Raw genomic sequence first — 26,826 nt, forward strand, 5'->3', positions numbered from 1 at the left:
TCGGTTTAAAATCTGTTGCATTCCGACCTAACCTCCCTGCTTGGATGTTAAAAATTAACGTGCTTATTCGGGAGGAAGTATTTAATTATTGCTAATTTATGATGAGGCATTGAGTTTCTTAGTTCTTGATTATTCGATTGGTTTTCCTTTGCATCAAGAGAGTTCCTCCCCCAAAAAATCACTCGTAATTACTGTTTAATAAGCTGAGTTTTTTCTCCGCTCCTTCTAGCATGGAGAGAGCCCCTAACTATCCATAAACTTGCAATTTGACCTAAACAGTCTAAGGCACTAATCCAAGGAATAAACAGAAAAAGGAATTATTATGTTATTTCGCCGACAAGTTCTTGAAGCAAAAAAACAAACGCTAACAGGTCGCGTCGTTTTAATTCAGCCACTGTCCTTGTATGGTATCAGTGCGGCACTTTTCGCTCTCTTTGTTCTCATCTTGTTCTATCTTTCGCAATTTGAGTTCGCACGTAAAGAGACAGTGAAGGGATACCTAGCCCCACAAAAAGGCGTCATCACTTTATATTTTGCTCGTTCAGGGGTACTCAATCAGCTCTGGGTAGAGGAAGGACTAGAAATCACAGAGGGCCAGCCGATTGCACGGATTCAAAATAGCCAAGGCTTAACCAGTGGAAAAGAGCGAACCACAGCTCTCATTCAAGAAATAGACACACAGTTGAAAATGTTGGAAAAAAAGCGAACCATTTCTGACGCCCTGTTTAACAAGCAAACTCTCACTTTGCAGCACCAGTTAGAGCGCCTGAATCAAAGTTTAAGCGCAATTAACAAAGCCAAACAAACCAACACCATACGCCTTGACCTACAAACCCAACTCTATGAAAAACGACAAACCTTATCTCAAGATGGATACCTTTCAGCAACAGCCTTGATAGAAGCTCAAGAAGCGTTATTAGAATACCAAGAAGCGAATCAAACAATAGATAAAGAGGTGAGTTCGCTTCAGGTCGAGATAACACAAATACAAACCCAGCAACAGTTGCTGCCTGAACAACACAACTTAAAACTACTTGAGATACAACAACAGATCTCTTTATTACAGGCCCAAAAAGTAGAGCTAAACAGCGAATATGAATTTACACAGAAAGCGCCCAAGCAAGGCACTGTTACAGCGATTCAGGCTAAAGTAGGGAGCCAAGTATCCCCAAGTACACCGATTTTAAGTATCATCCCCACCAACTCGCCCCTTGAGTTAGAATTACTCCTACCTACCCGCTCTGCTGGTTTTGTTCAACAAGGTGATACCGTCAATATCCGCTTTGATGCTTTTCCTTATCAGAAATTCGGCTTAATGACTGGTGCTATCACGAGCATTGACAAAGCTTTGATCTTGCCAAGTGACAAAGCCCTCCCCATTAAGACAGAACAAGCCATGTATCGAGTAACAGCCTCTTTACCAGATCAATTTATGAACGCCTATGGTGAAGAATTTCCATTGAAAACAGGCATGTTAGCTGAAGCTGATATTATTTTAGAAACGCGCACACTCCTAGAATGGTTACTTGACCCAATATACGCGATTCAAGGTAAGCTTTAATGAGCGAACCGCACTAAAAAAGTCAGCTTGAATGTTAGACAATGACTAAAATCGAACTAATCAGAAAAGAGGTTTTGGTTTCTAAGCCAAGTTGAGCGCATGTGCTCTACTGTAAATTGAGTTTGATGATCAAATGCCATCTTTAAGCCTGGGTGGCTCATTGCGAACGCGACGGCGTTCGGACTGCAGCCTTCAATGTCAAAAACTTCATAAGCAAGCGATATAAGTACTTCTAATACCAATGAAGGCCCAGACAAAAAGAGCGTTACATTATCACTTGATCGTAAATGGTCATACCGATAGTCCGAAAAACGAAGCCAATACTCCTCGCTCTCCATCACTCTATTGTTAACGTCACAGTCGCGAGAGTTGAAAATATCATCAAATATAATGCCGTTATCTTCCATATAACGGTAACGACTGCTCATCATCGTTAAGACAATTCTTATTAACTTGGATCCCTTAGGCGCTATCAGCACATTGTTGTTGAACTCGCCCACACTATTTTTGGCTTTCGTTAATGCCAAACCCTCTTTGTGAACGGGAGGCAAAATAAAAGGGTGGAAAAGTTTATCTTCAGTTATCGCAGCAACATCTTCATGCAAACTTTTGATTTGCTCTTTATCATCATCAAAAAACGTCGCTACGATATTCTCTACTAGCTGATGATCACCTTGGCACCGTGCAAAACGAGTCAATTGCTGAGTTCGAAACACATTCATGACGAGCTCGGCTTTAAGTACATCGACCATGTTATTACTCACCCATTCAGGAAAGCGCCGATTTGTTTTAGGAAAACAGTGCTCAAAACTTGGGAGTGTGTCGAAATCAACGTACATCCCCCCTTGATGATAAAGAACCAACAACCGAACGATATCACTCGCTGCCGCTAAATTATTTCTCAGAAGTACTTCGTACAGGTAGTAAGGTTCTAAATCAAAGCCGCTAAATACAAATAATGAGTCAATTGACGCAATATCTATCAAGGTAACTAGTTTCGTTAGCCGGTAGTAACGATGCCTAACACGATAGAGCCTATGTTCAAGCTCAGTTGCGATGTCGGCATCATAGACTCGAGTATGATCAATTAACCATTCATCGAGGTGTTTCTCCTGACTTGCTACAAACGCCTCAAACCAGTCACTTTGGTGCTTTATCAAGGCCACATCTTCATGACTGCAGTGGTGTAGCCGACAGAGAACGTCCTTAATCTCACTAGCAAGTAAACAGCGGCTATCGTAATAGATGAATGTATCGTCTTGGCAAACTTCTTCCCACACATCAAAATATTCAAGTTGGCGCTCGCCCAAACAACCAATCCAAACAAAAAATACCTTATCTAACATCACAAGGTCTTCTGGTTCGAGCCAACTAATACGCTGTAACACATCTCGAGCAAGGTATTGTTCCTTGTCAGCTAAAAGCAATTCGTCCAATAACCGAATGAAAATAGACACAGATTCGTGATTTACCTGCCCTTGAAGCGCCAGTAACTTCTCTACGAAACCACATGCTTTTTTCTTATCAAACAGCGTGGACTCAGAACTATTGATAAGCTCAAAAACAAGTTGGATATTATTATCTAACGCACTGCCAGCTGTCATATTCATCACCAATTGTCATGGAATCTTCGCGTAACAGCTCTACATCAAACACAGTGCGACGCGTCCCTTTATAGGATGGAGATAGGTAGATTTTTTTGATGTCGTTTAGATACTGTTCACTCAACTCGCCCATGGGTTCGATATCAAAAGGGGCATACTCAAGGCGAAGTTGATGCTGATAAAAGTCCCAGTTTCCTTGAGCTGAAAAAGAGAAGAGAGCTGGCTTGTCTTGATTACTTAAAAAGTATTCAAACATCCCTTGCGATGAGAAGCTGCCGTCTTTATCCAATCTCAAATGTTCGTTGAGAATGCGGTCACCAATCAACGGGAAAGTAAACCAACACTGCCACCAACCTACCAACGCCTGCCGAGTAATAGGCATGATGGCATTATCTGACATAGAGACAAGAGAAGGCTTGTCAGCCATAGGCAACGGGAATTGAGCGACAAACAGTGATAACAAGTACGTTTTCATAATGTGCTCCATATATAAAAAGGAATACCTGATTTAAGAAAAAAGTGAGGTAAGTGAACGACATACCCCACGATAATCACCTAAAACCAATACCTAAGACGAACGGCTATTACAGCCCCCGCTCCAATCACGGCCCTTTGACGTATTTCCTTTTTTCGTCGCTGCTTTATGCAGCTTTTTAGGTTTAGAGGTACAACCGTCGTATCCCTTCCCACCCACAACTTTATCAAGCATGTCCTCTGAGAGTGACGCTACTTGTTGGCACATAACTTTCTTCATTTCTCATCCTTAACGTAACTAATGTTTCTCCCTGAATAACGCCTGTACAACGCAGCAATAAAACTTGGCACAGAACTGGCGCTTGCGTAAACGGAAGACCTACAGGGGTTTAGCCCTAGCTATATCAAGGCTTAAATACCATCAGAACCACAATTAATTTATGAGTTAATTTATTGATAACCCTCAATTCTTATTGGTTTATCAACCTAGGGGCATAAAAATACTACGAATCAAATGCCCGAATCCCTTATAGATAATTAATCGTAATTTCTCCTTTAATAACATGTCATTATCCGTAAATACTCATAAGGTTGGGTGGAATTTAATTAATAAAAAAGAGCACAGCAACTCGTTGTTCAAACTATAAAAAGCATGAACAGGCACCCAATGAGCACCTCTCACAACCAAAGAACACAGAGTATGTTAGGACACCCCCATAACCTTCTTCATCGATTGCATTACACACATCTAAAACGCGTACCTTTGGTGATGCAATCCGAAGTATCAGAATGCGCATTAGCGTGCGTTGCGATGATTTCCGGATACTACGGTTACCAAATCAATGTCGCCTCACTTAGACGCATGGTAAGGATTGGTACACAGGGCATGAATTTAAAACAGGTCATGGAATTAGCTAATCGAATAAGGCTCACAGCACGAGCAGTACAATGTGAAGTAGAAGAGTTAGATCAGCTTTCTTTGCCATGCATTATTCATTGGGACTTAAACCATTTTGTAGTGCTAACCAAAGTGTGTAATGGAAAGGTTGATATCAATGACCCCGCTCAGGGTAAGCGCCAGTTATCTACAATTGAATTTGCTCGCAGCTTTACCGGTATTGCACTCGAACTACACCCCAGTAGTAACTTTAAAAAACAAGACAAACGCGAGACCATGCGAATTAACCAACTGTGGGAGAAAATTCATGGGTTAAAACGCACCCTAGTTACACTATTAATGTTATCAGTGGTCATTCAAGCCGCCGCATTAATAGCTCCTTATTACATGCAGTGGGTAGTTGATAACGTCCTGCTCAGTCATGACACACCTTTGCTGATGGTTCTCGCATTGGGCTTTGCGCTACTGAACTTGATAAAGACCGGTGTGACCGCTTTTCGTAGCTGGTTCGTTGTGCGATTTAGTAGTGCACTCAATATCCAAATGGGCGCTAACTTATTCCATCACCTGATCAGACTGCCTAATGCTTATTTTGAAAAGCGCCATGTAGGCGATGTTGTCTCTCGATTTGGCTCTATCAACGCCATCCGGGAGCTAATCACAACAGGTATTGTTGAAGCGTTAATCGATGGCTTAATGGCATCCGTTGTCTTAATAATGATGTTTCTTTATAGCCCACTTCTGACTGGTGTTGTGCTTGCTGTAGTTGGGCTTTCTTTTGTCGTTCAGTGGCTGTTCTATTTTCCTAACCGCCGCATCACTGAAGAATCAATAGTGGCGGAAGCCAAAGAAGATTCCCATTTTTTAGAAAGTATTCGAGCAATACAAACCATTAAACTCTTTAGCCATGAAACACACCGACAAAACAGTTGGCTAAACCGCTATGCAGAAGTGATCAACACCGATATTCAATTAGGGAAACTGGACATCGCAGAAACGACACTCAACGACCTAATTTTTGGGTTGGAGATGGTTATTGTCGTTTATTTAGGAGCTTTGATTGTGATCGAAGGGGAGCTGACGGTGGGAATGTTATTGGCGTTTATTGCGTACAAAAACCAGTTCACGACGAGCATTCTTGCCTTCATAGACAAAATACTGTCCTTTAAACTACTCACCTTGCACTTAGAGCGGCTCTCCGACATCACTTTACATACCCAAGAAGATTCACCAGGCCAAGCTTCACTTCCCCTGCCAGTGAAAGGTCATATTAAAGTTGAGAACGTCAGCTTTCGTTATTTTGACCAAGCACCTTGGGTGCTAAACCAACTCAGTTTTGAAATAGAGCCTGGAGAAAGTATCGCAATCACCGGCGAATCTGGATGCGGCAAGACAACCTTACTTAAGCTCCTTCTTGGGTTACTCTCCCCGACGACTGGAACCATTTACCTAGATGGTATCGATATCCAAAAGCTAGATAAAACAACGTATCGTTCACACCTAGGAAGTGTGATGCAAAATGACACTCTACTTTCAGGAACACTGAGCGAAAATATCACCATGTTTGATAGCCCATATGATGAAGAAAGATTAAAAGAGAGTTGTCGCCACGCTAACATTTTAGCCGAGATTCAACGACTACCATTAGGCTTTTATTCTTTGGTTGGAGACATGGGAAGTAGCTTTTCCGGCGGGCAACTTCAACGTATTTTTCTCGCGCGAGCTCTTTATAAGCAGCCTAAAGTCCTCTGTTTAGATGAATCTACGAGCCACCTTGATGCTAATAATGAAGCCATTATTAACCAACACGTTCAGCAACTAAATATCACTCGCATTATCATTGCACACCGAGCAGAAACCATAGCTTCAGCTACGCGAACCATTCATTTAGAGAAGCCCCAATAGGTGTGAATTTTGACAATAACACCACGACACGACCACCGCTGCGCCTATAAATTACACGTGATAATGCAACTTAAACATATAGAACAACAGCGGCTACAAAGCTTGTTAAACCAAAGGACGGGGCGCAGCATTGGGTGGGCGGGGGATGTGGTGTGTGTTTGTGGACAAAAGAGGGATTCATTAGACACTGGGTACCCGACAACGATAGGGAGCGACAATGGTTAATGGACCACAAACACTGCAGCCCGGAGCCAAATGGGCAAAGAAAAGAATGAGAGCGAAGAGGGCTGGCCGAGTGCCGGGGGCACGCGCATTGGACGGCACGGCCAACAAAAACTGACCGCAACGAAAAATGTACCAGGCCCATGAGTAAGTGACCGCATGGAAACACGTTGTTTGTGTTTTGATGCGTTAGCCAACTGCCCTGCTTTGCCCGTCTTTTTGGGCAAGGCAGATAAACAATTGCCAGCTTGCCTGGCTACCTTACAGCACGCTTTCTGTGCGGTTGTGAAAATTTACACATAATGTCCAATAATACTTGAAGTAGCTCAGTGCCCGACAGCTTGCTGGCGAACCGGCACGTGCTATTTTGTATTATTCCACATTATGTTCAATTTGAACTAAAGGCCCCAAGCTTGGGGTTTGGGGCTGGTAATCGATCTTTTAAGCGGCCTTGCTACGAAAGACAATGCGCAGCCGCCTGAGTGGTGATGACGTTTATGTGATGGGCTGTGTCGCGCAGCGTCACGTGTTTAGCCCATGACATGTTTTTTCGTGTTCACCACTTAGAAGTGGCAAGTTTTGACTGAAGTGGTGAGCAAAGCTTCATTACTACATTTTTAGCCCTGATTGTGACCCGAAGGGACAAAACACAGTGAAACGCTTTGTGGTTTGGTTGAGCCATTGGGACGTTGCGAAGTATGAGCATAAGATCCAATTCGCGAAATAAAGCATGGTTTCCCGAAGGGGCTTGGTAAAAAACAATAATTACTGCACTATTCTTCTATCACCTCATCTCTATAGTAGCCGTTATGCCTATCATCAAAACAGCCATCCCTCTTATCTTGTTTGCCTTTAGCTCTTCAGCTCTCGGCGCAGGTAATACAACCATAGACTCATTCAACAAAGCAAAAAGGACGCTTGAAAGAGAAGTATATCAAGATCATCGGGTGACACTGTATTGTGAAGCTCAGTTCGATGCACAGAAAAACGTTCAACACCCTGATGGTTTTGTCACAACCAAGCATAAGAAAAGGTCGAAAAAGGTTGAGTGGGAACATGTCGTTCCTGCACAGAACTTTGGCCAGGCTTTTAGTGAATGGCGCGATGGTGATGAGCAGTGCGTAAACAGCAAAGATAAGTCATTTAAAGGCCGCAGGTGTGCGGAAAAAGTGAATAAAGAGTACCGTTACATGCAAGCTGATATGCATAATCTTTTCCCAGCGATAGGGGCGGTTAATGCGCTAAGAAGCAATTACAACTTCACCATGTTACCAGAAGAAAAATCAGATTTCGGCAACTGTGATATGCGCATTAATGACAGAAAAGCACAGCCACCTGTTGCATCTCGAGGGCGTATAGCAAGGACTTATATGTATATGGAAAGCACTTATCCAAAATACCAAATGAGTAACCAGCAGCGCCAATTAATGAATGCTTGGGATAAACAAGACCCGGTGTCGCAATGGGAATGCCTCCGCTCAAAGCGCATAGAAAAGCTACAGGGTAACGAAAATGCTATTGTAAATAGCCGCTGTGAGGTCGCTACATTTTAGCTCTGGCCTTTGTCTGGTCTTTCAGCGATCACTAACACGAACTGATTAATGATGGTGGGTGACGCACTTTGTTTGCGTTTTTTGTAAACAATGTGCGCGGTAAGTAGCTGGCACGGAGTGCGAGCGCCCCAAGCTTGGGGAAGGGGCTGGTAACAAAAGAGGCTTTGCTACAGTTAATTTTGGTAGGCACCTAAGCTGTGAAGATGTTTATGTGATAGGCTGTAGCGCGAAGCGGTACGAGTTTAGCCCATGGCATGGTTTTTCATTTTCTCAGCTTAGAATAGTGGCTAACTAAATTGGCTGTGTTTAGCAAAGCTACATTAGCATAGGTAGCTACTCTGATTCGCTTTCTTTGAGTCTGTAATTTAAATAGCCTGCATGTCACAGAATTATTTACAGGGTCTGTTGAACCTACCAAGGTTAAATTTTATGCTGATAGTATATTCAATAGTCATCATCATAAACTCGATACCTACGCCCATCCTCATCTCTTTCATAGTGATGTGGTCTGTGTACAGGATCATCTTCTCCCATGTATTGATAGGTATTTTCTGAAGATGACGATGCACTATGACGGCTAAACCTTAAAGGTTCTGTTTTCTTAAGAGGCTTTTTGGCCTGTGTTGAATATGGGATTTGATTGGCCTTCATAACACTAGCAATACAATAAGGGTCATAACCTTTTTCTTCAATTGCCCTTTTTCGCGATTGAGGCAGATCATTTGATAACTCTGAATTTGGTCTTTTGCCAATTACTGTGACTTCATTTCCTACCCGTTTCTTTCTTAATTCTAACGTTGATAATTTACTTTTAAGAACAGATAGCTCTCTATCTTTTTGCCCAATAACTTTCCCAAGTAAATCAGCACTTTTCTCGCTATTTTCAAGCTTTCCATTGAGCGAGATAACCTCACTATTGGGTTGCTGATGCAAATCTCTTAATCGCTGAATTTCTTCTTCAGCATCTTCTAACTTTTTAGATAGCTTTTTATGTGATTTGAAGACATAGATAGCGGGAACGACTAAACACCAAAAAACGATCGCAGCTAATAGCTCTATTTCCATAGAGATCATCGAGCTTCAATCTCACTAAACCATTCACTCGTACTCCAGTTCCCCGTATTTTGACTAGTGCTGATTGAGACCGGGTGACCAACAAGCGTTTGTGCTTTTTCAAAGACTTCTATCGCGGTCTCTTTGTACTTATTGATACTCATTTTACGAACATCACCAACACTATTTTCTATAAGAACCATAGAACCAGACTTTCTAGCAGACGCTAACGTACCAAAATCATTCCAAACAAAATTATTCATTTCTAAAACCTTATAAACCGTTGTTCGACTGCACCCTAACTCTTTGCTTATCGCATGCTTGTTCATACCCTGCCCTGCAAGCTCCTGAATACGCTCATGAAGCTGCTTATTAGGAAATCGACCGAGGTGCCTTCCTTCTTCACGAGCTCTCTCCCGGCCCTCATTACAGCGCTGTAGGATGCGTTTTCTCTCCATTTCTGCGAACGCTGAAATGGTGGTGTAAATAACTCGACCCACATCGCTGTTGATATCCAGATCACCCAAGTCATGGAACACTAAGCCGGCTTTCTTTGCTGCAAGTTGATCGGCAATTTGCAAAGCATCAATGGTATTACGGGCTATGCGATCGACCTTGGTAACATGAATAATGTCCCCTTCCCTCGCAAAGTCCAGTAACAAGTTAAGCTGCTCTCTGTCTGAGGTTTTACCGCTCACCTGCTCCTGGTAAATCTTTTCACAGCCAATCGCCTTAAGCTGCTCAATCTGAACATCAAGTGTTTGGTCTTGGGTACTGACACGGGCATAGCCTATTTTCATGAGAAGTGCCTTAAAATGAACATTAAGATTGGTTAACTTTAGTGTACATGTTCACTAGATATTTAGAAGACTAACTGGACACATTTGAGATGGGTAGCAAGTACTGTCCACAAAGTTACACCTTTATGGACAATACATCAGATTACCTTCAATCACAGAATCATACAAATTGGTTAAATCGTTCGATTCGTTTATAATGAACGAAAAGGAGAATATTATGCAATCACTTACTGCTAATACAGCTAAAACCAAATTTGGTGACTTACTGATGAAGGTTCAACGTGAACCTGTACAAATTAATAAGAACGGCTCACCCGTTGCGGTGATGATGTCTTGTGAAGAATATGAACAACTTGAAGCACTCAAATTGATGGTGGTGAAATCACGCTTCGAACAAGCAGAGGCCGATGCTCTATCAGATAACCTGGTCGATGGTAACGACTTCATGAACGCACTTAACCAAGGTAAATTTGATTAATGATGCACTACAAGCTTTCTTCTGCAGCGCAATCTGATCTCATTGAGATTCGTCGCTATACATTAGAGCGATGGGGGCAAACACAATGGACGACTTACTTTTCAGAGCTCAAGCAATCAATGGAATTACTGGCGAACAACCAGCTGCTTGGCATAGAAGTTTCTGAACTGGGAAAAAACTACTTCCGGTTTCCTTTAAAGCACCATGTGATTTATTACATCCAAAAGCAAAATCACATTGTGATTGCAGCCGTTCTTGGTAAGCACATGTCACCTGCCAAGCACTTTTCACAACTCTCTTAACCCTTAAGCTAATTTAAGGGTTAACCCGCGTCGCTTCATGTAGTCACGCAGCGTACTCGGCGCTTCGTCGATCAATTTGGCTGTGGGACGAATCCCCAAGCCCATCTTTAAATACTTCTCTATTTGTTCACGTTTAACATCGAGCTTCAGCTTCTCAGCTTGGCCCTTTGGTCTTCCGAGAATCATGCCATTTTTCTTTCTAGCGGCAAGCGCTTCCTTTGTTCTCATCGAGATAAACTCACGCTCTATCTCTGCCGCAAGTCCTAGCACCGTTGCGGTTATGCGAGATTGCATTGAACCATCTAGCTGCAAATTCTGTTTGGCGATATAGACATTGATCTTCTTTTCCATACACACTTCGAGAACCTCAAGCACTTGTAAAGTAGAACGCGCAATTCGACTGACTTCAGCAAATACGATGCAATCTCCGCTCGTCATGCCCTCCACTAACGCACCTAATTTACGTTGCCGCCATTTTTTCTTACCTGTCACCACATCTTCAACAAACACCAAATTACCTATCCCAACCTTATTGGTGTAGTCATAGATCCCGTGCTTTTGGTTTGCCACATCTTGGCTGTCTGATGAGACTCTTAAATACGCGTAGTTCGCCATGCTTCCTCCTTAATTAAAGGCGATCCAAACTGGACAAGCTGAGCGAAAAAATATGAACGGATAACAAAGAGTGCGAACAGGGTCAGATAAAAAAACAGCACCGAATGTCGGTGCTGTTTGAAAGTGTGAGAGGTCGCTTACAAAACGTCCCTGAGGTTTTTACGCTCTTCAATTTCTTCTTGTTCTGGAATAGTCCCTGGCAGCGTGATTTTTTTAGGGCTCTGCTTAATACTTTGCGCTGAGCGCGCGGGCTTAGACGCCTTGGATTTCAAACTGAAGACCTGTGGATTAATAGTGAGGCTTTGTCTCACTTCAACCGCGAACTCTTGATTTTCATTTTCAGGTAAGTAATTGCTCTTAAGGTATTTAATCGACAACGATTCTTTGTTTCTCTTTAACGTAAATAAGCACTTTGTTAATCGCATTATCGACGTTAGACCTGCACCTGAGGCCATGGTAATTTCTTGGTTACCGCGGATTTCATCTTTATTCACATGGTGAACAAGCAACAAACTGGCGCCTGATTCACTGGCAAGACTCTGAAAAACATTTTTGATTAAGCGATCGTGTTTTACCTCTTCACAACGGCCTATTGATTCCGTCACCGTATCCACTATCACTAAGTCGAATTCCGAGAAGGTTTGCTTGAGTTGATCTAAATACTGCTTATGTTCTGCCTGTTCTTGGACCGAGCTATCGGGTGGGATCACTATCGGTTCAATATCCGTTAGAAAGTGGAGATTGTTTTTTAGCTCTGACTTTATAGTGGCTGTGCAATTAGCCAGCTTTTCTTTCATCCGAGACTGGATGACACCGGCACTATCTTCTGAACTCAGTACTAAGGTTTTTTCGGGTTTATCGGCCGCGCTCATCCCGAGTAAAGACATTGAAGAAGCGTGTTCCATTGCAATACACAATGCTAGGTGAGACTTACCAACGTTAGGCGCGGCAATTAACATGCCTACATGTCCTTTAAGTAAACCTTTTAAGCTGAAACTTAAGTTTTGACTAGCAGGTGAAGCCATCAAGCTATCAAGAGATTGAGTGATCATGATTCACCCTCCCCAATGTAGAATATCTGTATGCCATTACCCACATCGCGAAATTGAAGGCTGAAGTCTTTTTCGATTTGAACGGCATTGGCTAGCAAATCTTTTCTGAGATCACTACGGAAACTATGGCTGACCTTCGAAGCAATAGATTGAATGTAGCTATCGAGTGCCCACTCAAACTTCTTGTTGTGTAAGAACTCAGCTTTATGCGTGGTAATGTATTTTAAGAATGAACGAACAGACGGTTTACTGTAGTTGGTCATTTTGTGCTGTTCTAATCGGTAATAATAGCCATGGTCGCGTATCGCCTGCAGCAGACGCATGTCTGGAACTAAGAACACATGGTTAGTGAGGTTCTTACTGTTTTTACGGCCTGTTTTAAATTTACTTCGGTCACAATAAAAACGGTAATCTTGAACAAACTCTAATGGCTTTTTGCCAATTACGTTCTGCTCTTCATCAAGCTCATTTATCACTAAGTGAGCCGTTGCTAATTGAGTAATGCGGCGTTCAATTTGATCGTAGTTCGCGCGAGTGGTCGCCATGCCCATTCGGGTTGCTAATTCATACATACTCATTGATAAAACGGTCGCGTCTCGGTCAATAAAAGAGTCGAAGCCATCTTGTTGAGTATCTGATATTTCACCATCAGAAATGGTTTGGTACACCTGAGACCAGGTTAAACGTGCGCCGGCTTCATAAGAAGCATCATCTAACTGAATCGTTTGAGCGTAGGCCAGCATAGTTTCGAGGATATCGCGATGAGGCTGTAGTAGATAATCTACATGCAGATCAACTCTGAAATTCTTTCCATAACTATTAATATTCACACTTTCTAGTGGGTGATTTGGATCAGTGCCACCACTTTGAGCGATTTGAATCAGTTTTGACTGCATCGTAGAAGTTAAACGAGATGCAGGGTGAAAGATGGTTGCTCTAGAGAAAAGAATCGATGAGATAAACCGATTCTTTCGGTCCTCTTCATTAATAACTGTCAGGCTAGAGTTGGATGATAACGTCATGATCATTACCTAAGAGTGCGATAGTATCATTTTAACAGATAACCTTACTTACCTCATCAACTTCAGTAGATGTCTATATGATTTCGGCAAATATCTATAACTCATCACATAAATTATGTATAAATATCGGTAAATAACTACTTACTTCGGTAAATGTTTACTTGATTCTAAAAGATCAAACTTAAGATAGGATTACTGATGAGCTATAGTTTTTGTTTGTTTTTCCATCAACCTGATCCAAAGATCATTAATTATCATTAAATTATGATCTTACCCGTCACCCAGATCGGTTAATGTTGATATGTTAATGCTTAAGTTCGGTAAATGTTTATATGTAAGATCGTCTAATATTAATATTTTATCGGTAAATGTTTATAATAAATCGGTAAATATCAATATATTTTCGGTAAATGTCTATACTTTTAGGTGGCTACTAAGAAACTAGAACCTTTAGGATCTAGTTTTACAATAATACCAACTTCACTCAGGTTCAGTCGGTGACTTAACAAGCAACATCAAATCTCTAGAGAGCTTTGATGTTGCTCGTTAAGTAAGTGTTAATACTCTAACATCTAGCTTTGAAATTTCTTTATGTTTGTCACTAATCGCATGTAATTGATATGTTTATCTTCATTAATCTATGGATTTTTGATCGCTTGATTTCTTATTTTTTTCTTATTTAATCCATTAACTTTTTATTGTGTACTCGCGTTTTAGGGTCTTACTACCCTGATCGTTGCGGGTGTTCGCCAGCGATATAAAATAAATGGGTGGAACTAAGTTTTTAGGCTTAGTAAAAGAAATAGTAAGTGACAGTGTCATAGTGTCTAGACGGGGACACGCTAAATCTAGGTTCATGGATTTAGATACAAACAAGCTCTCAGTGATGAATTCGCTAGATAAGAAGATTGATAAAGTAGTACACAAACTTATTTAGAAAGGGGAAAGAGTGACGTCTTGACCTGCAATGGTGTGGCGAGCCAAGCGACTATGCCCAGCCCTAATTAATCTGTCGTATAAATACGCGCTTGATGAAGTATGAGACTGAAAAGCCAACAATAAAATGAAAGATGGTCTTTGGTTGATGTTAACGTTTTTGTGTTGCATCACCCAGCCCGTCATAAGAATTTTATTGCCTGTCATAAATGTGAACGAATTAAATGACCGTATTATTCGTGCATATGGTTATTGGGTCGTTGTTGTGCCTCTTGTCCTTGTTGTTTACCCCTATGTTTCACATGAAAATTTTTTTCGTTGTGCGATTTTTACAGTAGTTCTTCGCTCAATAATTTACTTTTAATTTGCTTATAAACATGTCAATTACATGGAGTTTTGAACAAGCTCGAAATGAGCTATTTGGTTTTTTCAGTTTCTAATACGGTGATTTATTCTGGACAAGTAAGGACGGAATAGAATGCGATTTTTGAAACTCAGAACCGATCATAAACGAGTGCGAAGAGATGGAACACGTTATGTGACACCATTGATTGTTGATGCACCAAGACGCTTTGCGCCAAGTCGTGATCGTAAAGAAACCAGCTTGCGCCGGAAGGAGTGTCAGTTAATTACGGGAGCGCATGATTCAGGTAAAAGCCGCTGGCTTATGCGCTTAAAGGATAGCCGACACGAAATCTGGGGGAAAAAGCCGCAACCTATTTTACTTGAGGGGCTGATGCCTTTATCAAGTTGGGTGGAGGTGAAAGGCATTGCAAAATGGCACCAAGACAAAGAAGTACAATCAGAAGATTATACGCCCTGGGGGAAGCTCAACTTGCAGCTTAAGGCGGATCTCTTAGCTGATTACCTTCTTGACACCCAAGCCTTACTTTTTATTGATGACGCTCATAAGCTGACTGGCCGAAAAGCACAAATAGCCCGTAAATGTTTACTGTCTTCCAAAGTTTGGTTAATGACATCAAGCGAGGAAGGGAGGCTCCCTCCTTCTTTTCGGCCTATCGTAGAGCGCCGTGCTCCACAGCGAATTAATTTAGAGAGTGATGTTAGTTACGACACGACCAAAGCCTTGATTTGGTTCATGGTAGCGATGTGTGTGGTGGCCGGTGCATGGGAAGCTGGTGCTGTTATTGGTGGGCTTCAGATGTTAGGTACTGGAAGAAGGTCGACGCGTGCTGATTAATGTTTTCCTTATATGGATTAGTTTATGCGCGTTCAGTGCTGCCTATGCCAATGATTGGGGTATTAGTGTGCCTTGGGAGGAAGCTGAGGTACTACCGCCAGAAATCAAGCCCTACGAGCTCCCTACTTTAAAAGGTCAAGCTCCCCACTATAATGTCCCAACCCCTGCCCTCACGCCGGCACCAAAAGTGGATCCGGATGCGATTTTTAACACTGTACTTAAGTGCTACCCAGAGAAGAGTAAATTTAAGCTCGATTTAAACTTGGTTGCGGGCATGAAATCTAACATCGATGAGTATGATCCTGAAGGTTGGCCAGAGATAACTGAGCATTACATTGGAATAGTTGGCAAAATGCCGCTCTACTCCACAACTGAACAATCTCGGGAGCGCCAATGGGAATATCAGCGTCGTACCGCTACAGCTACCTCTGTAGCAAGCTTTACTCAATCCTTAGCTGATAGAAATTATGCCTATCGCTTAATGGGGCTTTATCTCTCTTTGGAGGCCAGAGCGCAACTGAGAGTGAAAAAAGGGGTGGCGAACGTATCAGAGCAAGTCGCTTTGCTTGAAAAGGTGGCCTCTTCTCATCGAGATGTTTTGGCGCATGAAGCTAAAATCGTTGAGCATCGTTTAGCTTTGGTGGCAATGTGTGAGGCCACATATACTGATCAGATGAACCGTTATCTTCAAAAACTCGCTTACCTTCCCCGCCCTACTTCCGATACCCAATCACAATGAAATGGTTCAATCACACCTTAATTGCTGGCGCGATTTGTGCTGTGGTGTCACCTCCTCATGTTGCTGTGTGTGTCGCAGGTGCAACTGCTCCTGATTGGTTTGAATACGTACTTAAGGTTGGCAATCGACATATCAAACACCGAGGCCCCACACATGTTTTCACGCATTGGTTACTGGCTGCCCTAGCCTTTACTTTGGTTTGGGATTATCACGGGATCGGGATGGCATTTGCTTGGGGTGGCGTTAGCCATATTTTGACTGATGCGATGACAGTATCAGGTGTGCCTTTTTCGCCTTACAGTGATAGGCGCTTCCATCTGTTTGGAGGTCGATTTAGAACCGGTGACCCTATCGAATATGCAATTTCCGCAGGGGTTGTGGTGGTGTGTATTGCTCTATCCCACCTAACCGGTGGACATGGGTTTGCGCCGTTCTTTTATGATTGGGGAGGCATGTACCAAGAAGGTGTGATTGATGGATTAGAGTGGAAAACGAACCGATTTAGGCTGATTTAAATGCGAGAAAAGTTGTCAATGCTCAGCCTGAGCATTGACAACTTTTCTCTATATTTTGAAAGATAATATTAGTGTGCTGATTTGTATTTTTTCCAATAATCAAAACTATTGAGTAGTGCTAGTTCAATACCTTGTCCGTGGTATTTACATGACACATAGAATCGTTCGACATAAGCGTAAAAAGATGGGGCTCGTTGTTGGATGACTGGCTTTCTTTTTGGATAATGAACACTGATGATTAGGTAGCCTACTACCTGTTTCTTTTTTGTTTCAGCGACGAAAAAATAAGTGTTTTTATTCTCGATTTTTTCTTTTATCAAGGATTCGGTGAAAAGTAATTCAATAATTCTTAGCTTGCTTAAGTTGTAATCATTCAAGCTGTATTCGTTTCGTTCTCTGTTGTAATGGCTCATTTTACTGTGGCTACCTGCCAGTTGTTCATGACATAGAGCATTGATAGAGGATATGTCGTTGATAGTTGCTTTTCTTATTCGCACCTTAATCTCCTTTTCCTTCGTTACTGACTTCTTGTGAAGCAAAACGGTAAAATGCTAAGCAAACTCCTCCTAGGCTTATAGTAATTAAGGATAATTTATTGGCTGATAGAAGGTGTCGCATGAACGTAGTATTCAGAAGCGCGTTGTTTTAGGGCTTGGATTAATGTCGTGGGCAGGTTTCTTTCTTTTACCCAAGATTCAAATACTTCTATTGATTGAAAGCTGATAGAAGAAACAAGGCTAGATTGTTGAACTAAATGATTAAGCCAATAAAGTGTCTGCAAATCTTCTAATGGTGTTCTAGGTAGTTGTAGTCGTCCTTTTCTAATTTTTCCCTTGAGATAAGGCTTAGCAGAAACCTCAAAAGTGCTTTTTTTGGTGTTGGATTCTGAAAAAGGGTTTGGGTCTATCAGTATTGTGCTATATCGAACATAGAGTAGGTACTCTTGCTCTATTTCATTGAGTTCATTGAAAGAGTCTATTTTATCTTTTGGAATCGTTGCCTCAAGTACGGGGAGATTTTCGTCATTGAGCAATTGAAGTAAGTTGATTGGTTCCGCTGAGTAATGTTCTAGTAGGCGAGAAATTGATTTCCAATGATGCAGTAACTCTTTGATCAACTCCATGGTGATAGGGCCTTCGGGGTAGAGCTTATACATGTATTTAGTGTCATCTTCGTTTGAAAGAATATGATCTAAAGAAAACGTATTGATTAGAAAAGCTGGGTGTACATAAGCTGCAGCGTTTCTGCCTTCTACACTAAATGGGTTATCAAAGAGAACGACTTGAACATTCACTTTTTCTAATGCGTTCCTTAAAGCATTAAACAAGACATCATTGGGTTCGGAGAGATAAATATACACTCTTTTTTTCACGGTTTTAGTCGTGACTGTAAGAGGGTGTTGTGTTGTTGGATTAGATGAAAAATGAGACGTTGCAAAGTAGCTAGAAAAAAGAATGATGTTGGGAGATACCTTTTTCTTTTTCAATATCCCTTTTAGGATAAGACACCCACCAATCATGGATGACATAAGGATAATTTGCTTTAGATTTTTCAAGCAGAGCTCAGAAAAAGAAGCTAGGACATCACAATAGGCGTGAGCGGGGGTCGCTAGAACTAGCGTGTCCCATGAAGAGGGCAGGGGAGATAAATCTGTATAAAGTTCATCAAATCTAATAAGACCAACAAGTGGTGCTAATTGTGGCTTACTTACTTCACAGCTAGCAACGTTTCCGTGTTGTCGCATTAGTCTTTTTCTATTCTCCCATTGATGAGAGCTTTTGCTTATGAGAGCTATTTTCTGACTAAAAGGAGCAAGAATCTGACTGGTTTGAATGCCGGCGGGTCCTGCACCTACAACTAATGTATTGCCTAGAATCATAATAAACTCGCTATCTCTATTTAACCGAAAAGGTACTTTTAGTTCCTTTCTCATATCACAAATATCCATAGTGAAACTTCGAGAGTAGATTGTTTATTTAATTATTCTTATTAATAAAAATGAATGACTTAGCTTTACTATCCCTTTGAGAAAGTGCGTGTAAATTTCAATATTTCCTTTCTTGGAAAAGCGCCATACTTTTGGCCTCCCCAGTTCCATTTTTCACTTAATCTTTCTTATTTATTAATAGTTAAATTACGCTGAAATTAATATCCAAACCCATTTTGTTGGTTCATTTTTGTGCGGTTGGAGGAGGTAAAGCGAGAGCGCCTTAATCCGCAATAATAAGGATTGAGTGTACTGAACTAGAGAGCTTTAGCTATGCCTTCTCCAAGTACCCATTAAGAATAAAAATGTCTGGAGAAATACCTATGTCAGCAATAAGCAATAATAAAGAACATCCGATGGATTCACACTATGTGCCGGAGCCTTATCGAATTAGGGTTATTGAACCAGTGAAAAGAACAACGGAGCGAGAACGAGAGCAGGCGCTGATGAAAGCAGGGTACAACCCTTTTTTATTAGAGAGCGACGATGTGTTTATCGATTTGCTTACTGATAGCGGTACAGGTGCAGTGACACAGGCTATGCAATCTGCAATGTTGAAAGGTGATGAGTCGTACAGTGGCAGTCGAAGCTACAGGACGCTTAGTCAGACGGTAAAAAATATTTTTGGTTATAAGTTTACCATCCCCACACACCAAGGACGGGGAGCTGAGCAGCTATATGTCCCAGCTTTGATCAATAAATCTGAGCGAGATAAAGGGCTAGAGCGAGACAAAATGGCCGCATTTTCAAACTACTTTTTTGATACCACACAAGGGCACACTCAACACAATAACTGTCGAGTGATCAACGTTCCTTCACCTGAAGCTTTTAATACTAAAATTAAAGCAGACTTTAAAGGTAACTTTGATTTGAAAGCTCTCGCAGCTGGAATCGAAGAGGTTGGAGCTAAAAACGTGCCTTATATAGTAAGTACGATTACTTGCAACTCTGCAGGTGGCCAGCCAGTCTCCATTGCTAATCTTAAGGCTGTTTATGAATTAGCGGAATCTTATGGTATCCCTGTTGTTATGGACTGCGCTCGCTTTGCTGAGAATGCTTACTTTATTAAACAGCGTGAAGTTGGTTATTCTGATTGGAGCATTCAAGAGATCACCAGAGAAGCGTTTAAATATGCCGATCTCTTTGCTATGTCAGCGAAAAAAGATGCCATGGTTCCTATTGGTGGGCTACTCGCTTTCAAAGACGATAGCTTCTTAGATGTGCAGTTGGAATGCAAAACACTATGCGTGTTATTGGAGGGCTTTCCAACATATGGAGGTCTCGAAGGTGGGGCGATGGAACGTTTGGCTGTTGGACTTTATGATGGAATGGAAGAAGACTGGTTAGCATCACGCTTGCAGCAAGTTGAATACTTAGTGAACGGCCTAGAAGCGTTAGGGGTCCGTTGCCAGCAAGCGGGTGGGCATGCTGCCTTTGTTGATGCCGGTGCATTATTACCTCATATCTCACCAGAACAGTTTCCTGGACATGCTTTGTCTTGTGAGCTTTATAAGGTGGCAGGTATTCGAGGTGCAGAAATCGGTTCTTTATTACTAGGGTGTGATCCTGAAACAGGAAAGCAGCTGCCTTGCCCGGCTGAATTGTTTCGTTTAGCTATTCCTAGAGCAACCTATACACAGGCTCACCTTGATTACATTATTGCTGCTTTTAAAGAAGTGAAGAAACGTGCTTCATCAATTGCAGGTTTAAAGTTTACTTATGAGCCTAAGGTCTTGAGACACTTTAACGCTACATTGGAACCTGCACTTTAAGTTGTGCCCCTTTGCAGACAGCAAAGGGGCTACCTCTCTTTTATCTGAAAAAATTAAAGCAACGAGAGTTATGGATTAGTGTGATAGTTTTCCTGGGACTGAGAAGCTAAGTTTTTTTGAGAGGCTAAGATGAATTGAAGTTCATCCTTTTTAGTTAGGCAGATTTGGCTCGATTGGTTATTGACGTTGACGTTGACGATGTCAAATTCGTGCCAGAAGTAGAAATAGCTGATTATTAGTACAGAGAGGATTGTGGAAGATAGGCCAACAAGAGCCCATTGGTAGAGTCTTAAGTAGTTGTTTGATGTTCTTTTGAGTGGACACGAAAACTGGCTAGAACGAGGTAACTTTATCTGTTTCGGTGGGTCTAGCGAAGTTTCAAATTCAGGAATGTGGATCTTGTAACCTTTTCTTGGAACATTTACGATTTTGATACTATCAAGTTCTAAGACTTTTCTAAGATTGGTAATAGCGACTGGCAAAGAGTTAGGGCCGATGATATCCGGGTTCCCCCACGCAGCAATGATCAGCTCTTCTTTAGTCGAAATAAATTCTTCTTTTTGGATCAGAGTTTCTAATATGCAGCTTTCAGGTAGAGTGATTGAAAATGATTTTTGATTACTGAGGATGAGTTGAGCCCCCGAGTCGTCTCTTTGCAGTACGCAATTACCTATAGGCAGTTTTACGTTGTCCAGTTGTGCTCTTAACATAGTGTTTCTCCATATACCTAGAGAAGGGTGATTAGATTATAATCCCTAGGCTTTTATATAATGGCTCATATTTTGAATATTATTAATAAATTTGTGAATAAAATTTGAATTGAAGTGTAAGGCTTTTTGCACATTAGATAATGCTATCTGTTTTATATGAAACTGAAGGTGAGATTTTTACCTCCTTTGTCTTCTAAGTAGATCTTCATCCAACGCCAGTCATTGTCCTTGCAGGCTTTAAAGGTGCAATGAACATTTTTGCCCTCAACGATCTCGTTGTCGCAGAAGTCGATAAATGATTGGAAAGAACGGCATATAAGTGTGTCCATAACCCCAAACTCCTTTTGAGAATTTATTCATATCACATCCTTTCAATTTATAGCTATAGATTCCTAATTCTTAATAAAAAATGATTATTAATGACTCTATTTATCCCCCCTTTTTGTTGTGGTTAATTGGTTGAGGGTGGGCGTTTAATTCAGGCGGAGTGAATGGGTATTATTTATAGGTAAATTAGCTTTAAATTCTAGAAAAAACATTAGCTTATTCGTTGGTAGCTAGGTGGTTTTCGAAGGGCTGCGGGGTGCCTAACCACATCGAATCTTTGACCGCTAACTTAGAGCTAACCCCTTTGTCTCTTCGGTATCATCTAGTTACTTCTATGAAATTATAAAGTCTTTGTTTATCTAGGACAGAATCACTCAAAAAAAACGCCGTCCTTCAAGGTGATGGTTTTTTGAGTGTGATAGGAAATAAAGGAGGGTAAGAATGCTAGAAAGTAATCAGTTGTTGATTTTTGTTACGGTGGTTCTTCTTTACGCTTTTATGCCTGGTCCAGCGATGCTTTATAGTGTCGCCCAGACGGTCTCTAGCGGTAAAAAAATTGGGTTACTGTCTGTGTTAGGTCTGCATGTTGGAGGATACTTTCATGTCATTCTTGTCGCATTTGGTCTCGCGACGGTTTTTAGTAACTCCCCTTTGTTGCAAGAGATCATTCAGAAAATAGGGGGCATTTATCTTATCTATCTTGGTTATCAAAAGATAACCTCTCATGTTCATTTTGAGTCTGCGCTTGGTGACCCTTTGTTAAGCTCCCCTCGTAAAATCTTTTGGGATAGTGTGTTTGTCGATGTTCTTAATCCGAAAGCCGCCTTGTTTTATTTTGCTTTTCTTCCCCAGTTTGTAGCGCATGAATCGGAAATATCGGTAGGAGTTCAGCTCTTCATTTTGGGGGTCTTTACCAATGTAATGTTTAGCAGTGCAGATTTCTTATGTGTTTTGGGGATATCGGGTTTAAGATTTTGGGTGACGAAAAGACCAAAGTGGCTCTCTTATAGTATTCGATGCGCTGGCGGTATATTGATTGTTTTAGGGGGGATGGCGTTTTTAGGGGGAAATTAACTCAAGGCCTTGGGTTTCATTTATTAGCCATAAATTAATGGTTTTTGCGCCAGGTTTGAACCACCATTTGAACGTTGGCTCACCTCGAGTCAAACACTCTGCACTTAGCCAATTTTTTGGATATAAAGGATGAAGTAATCCTAAGCCTAATAAGGAAGTTCCCCAAGTTTACTTTGTTATTAATAGCTTAGTCGTACTACTTGTAGTCATCCTATTTTTTATGTGGAATTCTAGTGATTATAGAGAAGGAGAAAGGCTCCGAGGAATATAGAGCCTTTTTGAGAGGGTTACTGATGTTTACCTAGGACTGATTGGATAGCCTCATCAAGTTCAGCTTGAACATCCTTGGACAATCGCCCAAATTCATACGAGAAGTTACGGCCTTTCACTTTTTTACGTGCGAACATGCCTTTACTGTCGAATTCAGCTAACGAAGTCACGGTAGCTTTGTCTGATTGTTGTTTGGCTTCAACAATCTTTAACTCATTTTTTATGTAAGTAATCAGCTCGTCTTTGGTATCTTCTTGGCTCTGCTCAGGCTGAGCATTGACAGATTTAATGTCTATTTTTTTTATGAAACTGTTCAGAGCTTTCTTATCATTGATAAAGGCTTTCATCACTTTAGCTAGCAGTGAATAATCAGTATGAGATAAGTCGTTAACGACAGGGAATAGTGCAATCAATTTACTGTCAATGCTGGCTGCTTTTAGCGCTCGACCTACTGCTTGGCGGCTTATATTTAAGATCTTTGCCGTCTCTTCTTGAGTGAGTTCACCGTTCTTCATTAGAGTTTGACACTGTAAGCCAATTTCGCGTTGGTTGTGCTCTTTTGCGGTTTGCAACTGTTTTGCTAGTGCTTTGGCATCGGCTGTAGACAGTTCGTCTTGGGTGACGAGGATTCGGAATGTTTTTACGCGGCCTTCTTGAAGTAAGAACCAAGCTCGACGGCGAGATCCATCAAGCACATCGATACGACCATCTATTTCTCGACCAACAGCAGGGTAAAACTGTTGAAATTCTAACGAGTTCAAATCTTCCAAAGACTCTTTGGTTAGCAAAGATTGGTCACGGCCATTCACATCAAAGGTTACAAAAGAGTTCTGCTTAACTTGATCGTGTGACAATGTCACTTCGTTGAAGGTCGCAGTTGACCCAGAAGCTAGTTGCCAAACCATTTTTTTGCCAACGGACTCTAAACCGAACTTTGTTCTAAGGTAATCTTCGGCGTTTTGCCCACTTTTTTCTAGCTCAGTGCTGAGTTGATTGGTGAGTGTGTCTAAATTAGCTTTGGCCGCGGACTGTTGTGCTTGCGCTGAACCAGGAGCATTGCCTAGAGGGCTGCCGCCACGTTTTTTCGCCATTATTTGTTCTCCTGTTCACGCCAAACGTTGAGAATATCGCGCAATATTTGGCTTGTTACTTCATAGCTGTTTTGTTGCGCGCTTTGGAAGGTTGCTTTGCTTTTCGGGTATTCACTTTTCGACATGTCAAAAACGGTCGAGAGTAGGGAAGACGACTGGCGGACAGCCTCGCTGTGCTTAAACTCTTTAGAGTACAAGTAAGGAGAGAACTGATCGTACAGGTTATTCATTAATTCGGTCGTGGTTGAACTATCACGATGGTTAGTCAGTAATATTTTCATGAAGTCGTAGCCTTCATGGTTTGCGTTCTCTAACAGCGCCCACACCTGAGGAATGTAGCTGAAGTAAGAGCAGGTAGCATCAATATCATTCTCTGTAATCGATAACGGGAACACTACATTCGTCGCGGCAAAATACGCGTTAAAGGTCGCATAGCCGAGCGAAGGTGGAGTGTCGATAATGATTATATCGAACTCGTCTTTAACGCTATCGATGATGTCCTTTAGTAGTGAATAAGGTGAAGCTAAGGTTTGGCCGAACACTTGCTCATGAAACCAACCTTCCATCGCACGGTCACTTTGTGCTGCAGGTAGAATGCGTAAGTTTGGGATAGTCGTTTCAAGAAAGGCTTCAGAGATAACTTGTTCAACGGTTTCACCTTCATCAAGATCGAAGGTTTTCATCATCAGATCACCAACAGACAAGTTACCTTCTTGCTCGGCTTCGGGTGCGTAATACATCGAAAGCGTGGCTTGGCCATCCATGTCTATTAAACCAACACGGTATTCTTGATGAAATTCGGTCGCCAAACCTGATGCGATAGTCGCGGCAGAAACGGTTTTGCCAACACCGCCTTTTTGGTTCTGGATAACCATCACTTGCGTTTTTTGCTGCTCACTGCGTATGAACTTAGCGTCTTTACGTAGATTTTCCGGCAGTAAGTTACGTACCTTGTACATTTCCGCGATATCGATCGACCATTGCGAGTCTTCATGACGACGAGGATCTATCGCCGCAGCGGTAACATAGCGATCAAGCGTTTTTGCATCAATGCCAAGATAGGCCGATGCTTCTGCTCGAGTAAAGTTACGCAACTCTTTGCGGTGATTAGCCAATAAACGTTGATTACGACGTTGAATGTAAGCGTCTGCACCGGTTTTAAGCGCTTGAAATGTGGTTGTAGTGTGTTGGTTGTCCATTTCTGCCTCCGTATAGGAATGAGAAATAGTATATACCTCAATTTTTGATGTTGGTATCTAAAAATGAGGGATTTGTGATTTTAATAAATGAGTATGACAAATGGATAAATCCGAGCGCTTAAATTACCTATTAATTACAAGATTTCGTTTTTCAACTCCCTCTTAATACCTTCTGACTAACAAAAGTTGAGCCGAGCCGTACAACTACCATGACAACAACAGGAAGTTATTGATATGAGCGAGAATGTACCATTTACGAAAAAGACAAAGCGTTTTTGGCTAACGCTTTTGGGAGCCGTAATGTTTGTCTTTGGCACGCCAACATTGACGAATGCGGCTGAAGATAAAGCTCTAAAGGGAGCTGTGGATTATTATGTTTTTGGTTTAACGTCCAGTGAGAGCTTGCCGAACAAAGACAGCAGTGCGGCAGCTGGTATTGCACGGATTACATTGAATTGGCTAGCTTACCAAAAAGAGAGTGATACCGGAGCTTTGCAGCTGAGGGTTGATCATAAGCACGGTTATACAGATAGTACGCCCTCTGAATTTGTCATGGGTAATGTCGGAGGGTTTGGTTTAATCCAACCAGCTTTTAGTGATATAGGTTTAAGGTTAACAAATCTTTATTGGACACAAACCTTTAATAAACAATCTACCGATATGATGGTTGGTTTTTTAGATACGACTGATTATGTTGATACTTATCAGTTGGGTAACCCTTACTATGGTTTTTCTAACTTACAGTTTAGTACCGGTTCCGGTTCCATCCCAATCCCAGATGAATCAACATTCGGCGGCGTTCTACGCCATATGATGTCGGAAAACTATTATTTTTATGCAAGTTTCTCTGATGCAAAAGCTGATTCGACTAAGCCTTTCGATGGTGTTGAACAGTTCATCAATGATAATCAATATTTTAAGTCCCTAGAAATAGGTTGGGTGGAGTCGAAAGACGATTTTTATTTGAAGAATTCACACCTAACAGTTTGGCACAGTGATGGGCCAAAAGAGAAAGCTAGCGAAAACTATGGCGCAAATTGGTCGTCCATATATAAAACCGGCTCATGGATACCATTTTTCAGAGCCGGGGTCGCGCAAGGACCTGAGGCTCTATACAAATCTTCGGTCGTGTTTGGCACAGGATATAGTGGGGTAGGGTCTGGAATGCTTGGTATCGCTCTAGGTTGGGCTAAACCTAATGCCGAACTAGATGATTCTTATAATTCAGAAATCTATTACCGCATGAATTGGGGGGCTCTCTCGTTAACTCCTAATGTGCAATATCTTCACACTTTACCGTTTAACTCAAAAGCCGATGACAGTTGGATTATAGGTTTAAGAGGCAACCTTCACTTTGGTTTTTAATGTAAGCCAAGCCGTTCTTACCTAAATCACAACGGGAGAGCGGCTCTTTATGATGAGGCTTCAAATCTGTACCTAGAAATTAAATTAATTACCAATAATTA

The 26,826-nt window shown here is 41.6% G+C and carries 24 protein-coding genes and 1 pseudogene; 11 read left to right on the plus strand and 14 right to left on the minus strand.

Annotated features, from left to right (window positions below):
- Window positions 1-322 precede the first annotated feature (322 nt).
- On the plus strand, window positions 323-1,561 hold the full coding sequence (locus AB6E30_RS19145) for an HlyD family secretion protein (RefSeq protein WP_017062001.1): 1,239 nt from the start codon (window positions 323-325) through the stop codon (window positions 1,559-1,561).
- A gap of 56 nt (window positions 1,562-1,617) precedes the next feature.
- Here AB6E30_RS19145 and AB6E30_RS19150 read toward each other — a convergent pair whose 3' ends face one another.
- The 3 genes from AB6E30_RS19150 to AB6E30_RS19160 form a co-directional block, all read right to left on the minus strand.
- Window positions 1,618-3,165 carry a TcdA/TcdB catalytic glycosyltransferase domain-containing protein gene (locus AB6E30_RS19150; RefSeq protein WP_017062002.1) on the minus strand — a complete coding sequence of 516 codons (1,548 nt, stop codon included), beginning with the start codon at window positions 3,163-3,165 and terminating at the stop codon, window positions 1,618-1,620.
- Window positions 3,140-3,640: a hypothetical protein gene (locus AB6E30_RS19155; RefSeq protein ID WP_372104884.1), complete on the minus strand. Its 501-nt coding sequence runs from the start codon at window positions 3,638-3,640 to the stop codon at window positions 3,140-3,142. The genes AB6E30_RS19150 and AB6E30_RS19155 overlap by 26 nt, the downstream gene beginning before the upstream one ends.
- 93 nt (window positions 3,641-3,733) lie before the next feature.
- The gene (locus tag AB6E30_RS19160) at window positions 3,734-3,919 is read right to left on the minus strand and encodes a hypothetical protein (protein ID WP_017062004.1); all 186 of its coding nucleotides are present in this window, start codon (window positions 3,917-3,919) and stop codon (window positions 3,734-3,736) included.
- Between the two features lie 420 nt (window positions 3,920-4,339).
- Here AB6E30_RS19160 and AB6E30_RS19165 point away from each other — a divergent pair, with 420 nt between their 5' ends.
- Both AB6E30_RS19165 and AB6E30_RS19170 read left to right on the plus strand, forming a co-directional pair.
- A complete protein-coding gene (locus tag AB6E30_RS19165) occupies window positions 4,340-6,442 on the plus strand; it encodes a peptidase domain-containing ABC transporter (protein ID WP_372104885.1) in 2,103 nt (700 codons plus the stop codon).
- 1,031 nt (window positions 6,443-7,473) lie between these two features.
- The gene (locus AB6E30_RS19170) at window positions 7,474-8,217 is read left to right on the plus strand and encodes an endonuclease (protein WP_372104887.1); all 744 of its coding nucleotides are present in this window, start codon (window positions 7,474-7,476) and stop codon (window positions 8,215-8,217) included.
- Between the two features lie 444 nt (window positions 8,218-8,661).
- On the opposite strand, the gene AB6E30_RS19175 is transcribed toward AB6E30_RS19170, so the two are convergent.
- Together AB6E30_RS19175 and AB6E30_RS19180 are read right to left on the minus strand one after the other, a co-directional pair.
- Complete coding sequence (locus tag AB6E30_RS19175) at window positions 8,662-9,282, minus strand: hypothetical protein (protein WP_133154315.1); 621 nt, start codon at window positions 9,280-9,282, stop codon at window positions 8,662-8,664.
- A 251-nt stretch (window positions 9,283-9,533) separates the two neighbouring features.
- Window positions 9,534-10,070 (minus strand): annotated as a pseudogene (locus AB6E30_RS19180) (recombinase family protein); the annotation flags it as partial.
- A gap of 217 nt (window positions 10,071-10,287) precedes the next feature.
- On the opposite strand from AB6E30_RS19180, the gene AB6E30_RS19185 reads away from it, so the two are divergent.
- Window positions 10,288-10,548 (plus strand): type II toxin-antitoxin system Phd/YefM family antitoxin, encoded by a 261-nt coding sequence (locus tag AB6E30_RS19185; RefSeq protein WP_017061972.1) that lies wholly within the window; start codon window positions 10,288-10,290, stop codon window positions 10,546-10,548.
- Complete coding sequence (locus tag AB6E30_RS19190; protein ID WP_017061973.1) at window positions 10,548-10,850, plus strand: type II toxin-antitoxin system RelE/ParE family toxin; 303 nt, start codon at window positions 10,548-10,550, stop codon at window positions 10,848-10,850. The genes AB6E30_RS19185 and AB6E30_RS19190 overlap by 1 nt, the downstream gene beginning before the upstream one ends.
- A gap of 3 nt (window positions 10,851-10,853) precedes the next feature.
- Here AB6E30_RS19190 and AB6E30_RS19195 read toward each other — a convergent pair whose 3' ends face one another.
- The 3 genes from AB6E30_RS19195 to AB6E30_RS19205 form a co-directional block, all read right to left on the minus strand.
- Entirely contained in the window at window positions 10,854-11,465 is a 612-nt protein-coding gene (locus tag AB6E30_RS19195; RefSeq protein WP_017061974.1) for a recombinase family protein, read from the minus strand.
- Window positions 11,466-11,602: 137 nt separating this feature from the next.
- On the minus strand, window positions 11,603-12,517 hold the full coding sequence (locus tag AB6E30_RS19200) for an AAA family ATPase (RefSeq protein ID WP_017061975.1): 915 nt from the start codon (window positions 12,515-12,517) through the stop codon (window positions 11,603-11,605).
- Window positions 12,514-13,539: a hypothetical protein gene (locus AB6E30_RS19205; RefSeq protein ID WP_016768696.1), complete on the minus strand. Its 1,026-nt coding sequence runs from the start codon at window positions 13,537-13,539 to the stop codon at window positions 12,514-12,516. The genes AB6E30_RS19200 and AB6E30_RS19205 overlap by 4 nt, the downstream gene beginning before the upstream one ends.
- 1,414 nt (window positions 13,540-14,953) lie before the next feature.
- Here AB6E30_RS19205 and AB6E30_RS19210 point away from each other — a divergent pair.
- From AB6E30_RS19210 to AB6E30_RS19220, 3 genes are all read left to right on the plus strand, one after another.
- Window positions 14,954-15,676 (plus strand): hypothetical protein, encoded by a 723-nt coding sequence (locus AB6E30_RS19210; RefSeq protein WP_017061976.1) that lies wholly within the window; start codon window positions 14,954-14,956, stop codon window positions 15,674-15,676.
- Between the two features lie 67 nt (window positions 15,677-15,743).
- The gene (locus tag AB6E30_RS19215; RefSeq protein ID WP_017061977.1) at window positions 15,744-16,415 is read left to right on the plus strand and encodes a hypothetical protein; all 672 of its coding nucleotides are present in this window, start codon (window positions 15,744-15,746) and stop codon (window positions 16,413-16,415) included.
- Window positions 16,412-16,930: a metal-dependent hydrolase gene (locus AB6E30_RS19220; protein ID WP_017061978.1), complete on the plus strand. Its 519-nt coding sequence runs from the start codon at window positions 16,412-16,414 to the stop codon at window positions 16,928-16,930. Before AB6E30_RS19215 ends, AB6E30_RS19220 begins: the two co-directional genes overlap by 4 nt.
- A 68-nt stretch (window positions 16,931-16,998) precedes the next feature.
- On the opposite strand, the gene AB6E30_RS19225 is transcribed toward AB6E30_RS19220, so the two are convergent.
- Both AB6E30_RS19225 and AB6E30_RS19230 read right to left on the minus strand, forming a co-directional pair.
- Window positions 16,999-17,427 carry a GNAT family N-acetyltransferase gene (locus AB6E30_RS19225; protein WP_029236518.1) on the minus strand — a complete coding sequence of 143 codons (429 nt, stop codon included), beginning with the start codon at window positions 17,425-17,427 and terminating at the stop codon, window positions 16,999-17,001.
- A 95-nt stretch (window positions 17,428-17,522) separates the two neighbouring features.
- Window positions 17,523-18,863, minus strand: coding sequence for an opine metallophore biosynthesis dehydrogenase (locus AB6E30_RS19230; protein WP_017061980.1), 1,341 nt, complete (start codon window positions 18,861-18,863; stop codon window positions 17,523-17,525).
- Window positions 18,864-19,273: 410 nt separating this feature from the next.
- Between AB6E30_RS19230 and tnaA the strand changes: the two genes are divergently transcribed.
- The gene (gene tnaA / locus AB6E30_RS19235; protein ID WP_017097175.1) at window positions 19,274-20,689 is read left to right on the plus strand and encodes a tryptophanase; all 1,416 of its coding nucleotides are present in this window, start codon (window positions 19,274-19,276) and stop codon (window positions 20,687-20,689) included.
- Between the two features lie 68 nt (window positions 20,690-20,757).
- Here tnaA and AB6E30_RS19240 read toward each other — a convergent pair whose 3' ends face one another.
- Together AB6E30_RS19240 and AB6E30_RS19245 are read right to left on the minus strand one after the other, a co-directional pair.
- Complete coding sequence (locus tag AB6E30_RS19240) at window positions 20,758-21,399, minus strand: winged helix-turn-helix domain-containing protein (RefSeq protein ID WP_017061982.1); 642 nt, start codon at window positions 21,397-21,399, stop codon at window positions 20,758-20,760.
- A 152-nt stretch (window positions 21,400-21,551) separates the two neighbouring features.
- The gene (locus AB6E30_RS19245) at window positions 21,552-21,728 is read right to left on the minus strand and encodes a hypothetical protein (RefSeq protein ID WP_016768702.1); all 177 of its coding nucleotides are present in this window, start codon (window positions 21,726-21,728) and stop codon (window positions 21,552-21,554) included.
- A 439-nt stretch (window positions 21,729-22,167) separates the two neighbouring features.
- Here AB6E30_RS19245 and AB6E30_RS19250 point away from each other — a divergent pair, with 439 nt between their 5' ends.
- Entirely contained in the window at window positions 22,168-22,800 is a 633-nt protein-coding gene (locus tag AB6E30_RS19250; protein ID WP_017061983.1) for a LysE family translocator, read from the plus strand.
- A 287-nt stretch (window positions 22,801-23,087) separates the two neighbouring features.
- Here AB6E30_RS19250 and AB6E30_RS19255 read toward each other — a convergent pair whose 3' ends face one another.
- Entirely contained in the window at window positions 23,088-24,161 is a 1,074-nt protein-coding gene (locus AB6E30_RS19255; protein ID WP_017061984.1) for a ParB family protein, read from the minus strand.
- Window positions 24,161-25,360, minus strand: coding sequence for a ParA family protein (locus AB6E30_RS19260; RefSeq protein ID WP_016768704.1), 1,200 nt, complete (start codon window positions 25,358-25,360; stop codon window positions 24,161-24,163). Before AB6E30_RS19260 ends, AB6E30_RS19255 begins: the two co-directional genes overlap by 1 nt.
- Before the next feature lie 234 nt (window positions 25,361-25,594).
- Between AB6E30_RS19260 and AB6E30_RS19265 the strand changes: the two genes are divergently transcribed.
- Entirely contained in the window at window positions 25,595-26,725 is a 1,131-nt protein-coding gene (locus AB6E30_RS19265; RefSeq protein WP_017061985.1) for a carbohydrate porin, read from the plus strand.
- The last annotated feature ends 101 nt before the right edge of the window (window positions 26,726-26,826 follow it).

The sequence above is a fragment of the Vibrio sp. 10N.247.311.12 genome (assembly GCF_041467515.1).
Taxonomy (GTDB): domain Bacteria; phylum Pseudomonadota; class Gammaproteobacteria; order Enterobacterales; family Vibrionaceae; genus Vibrio; species Vibrio crassostreae_C.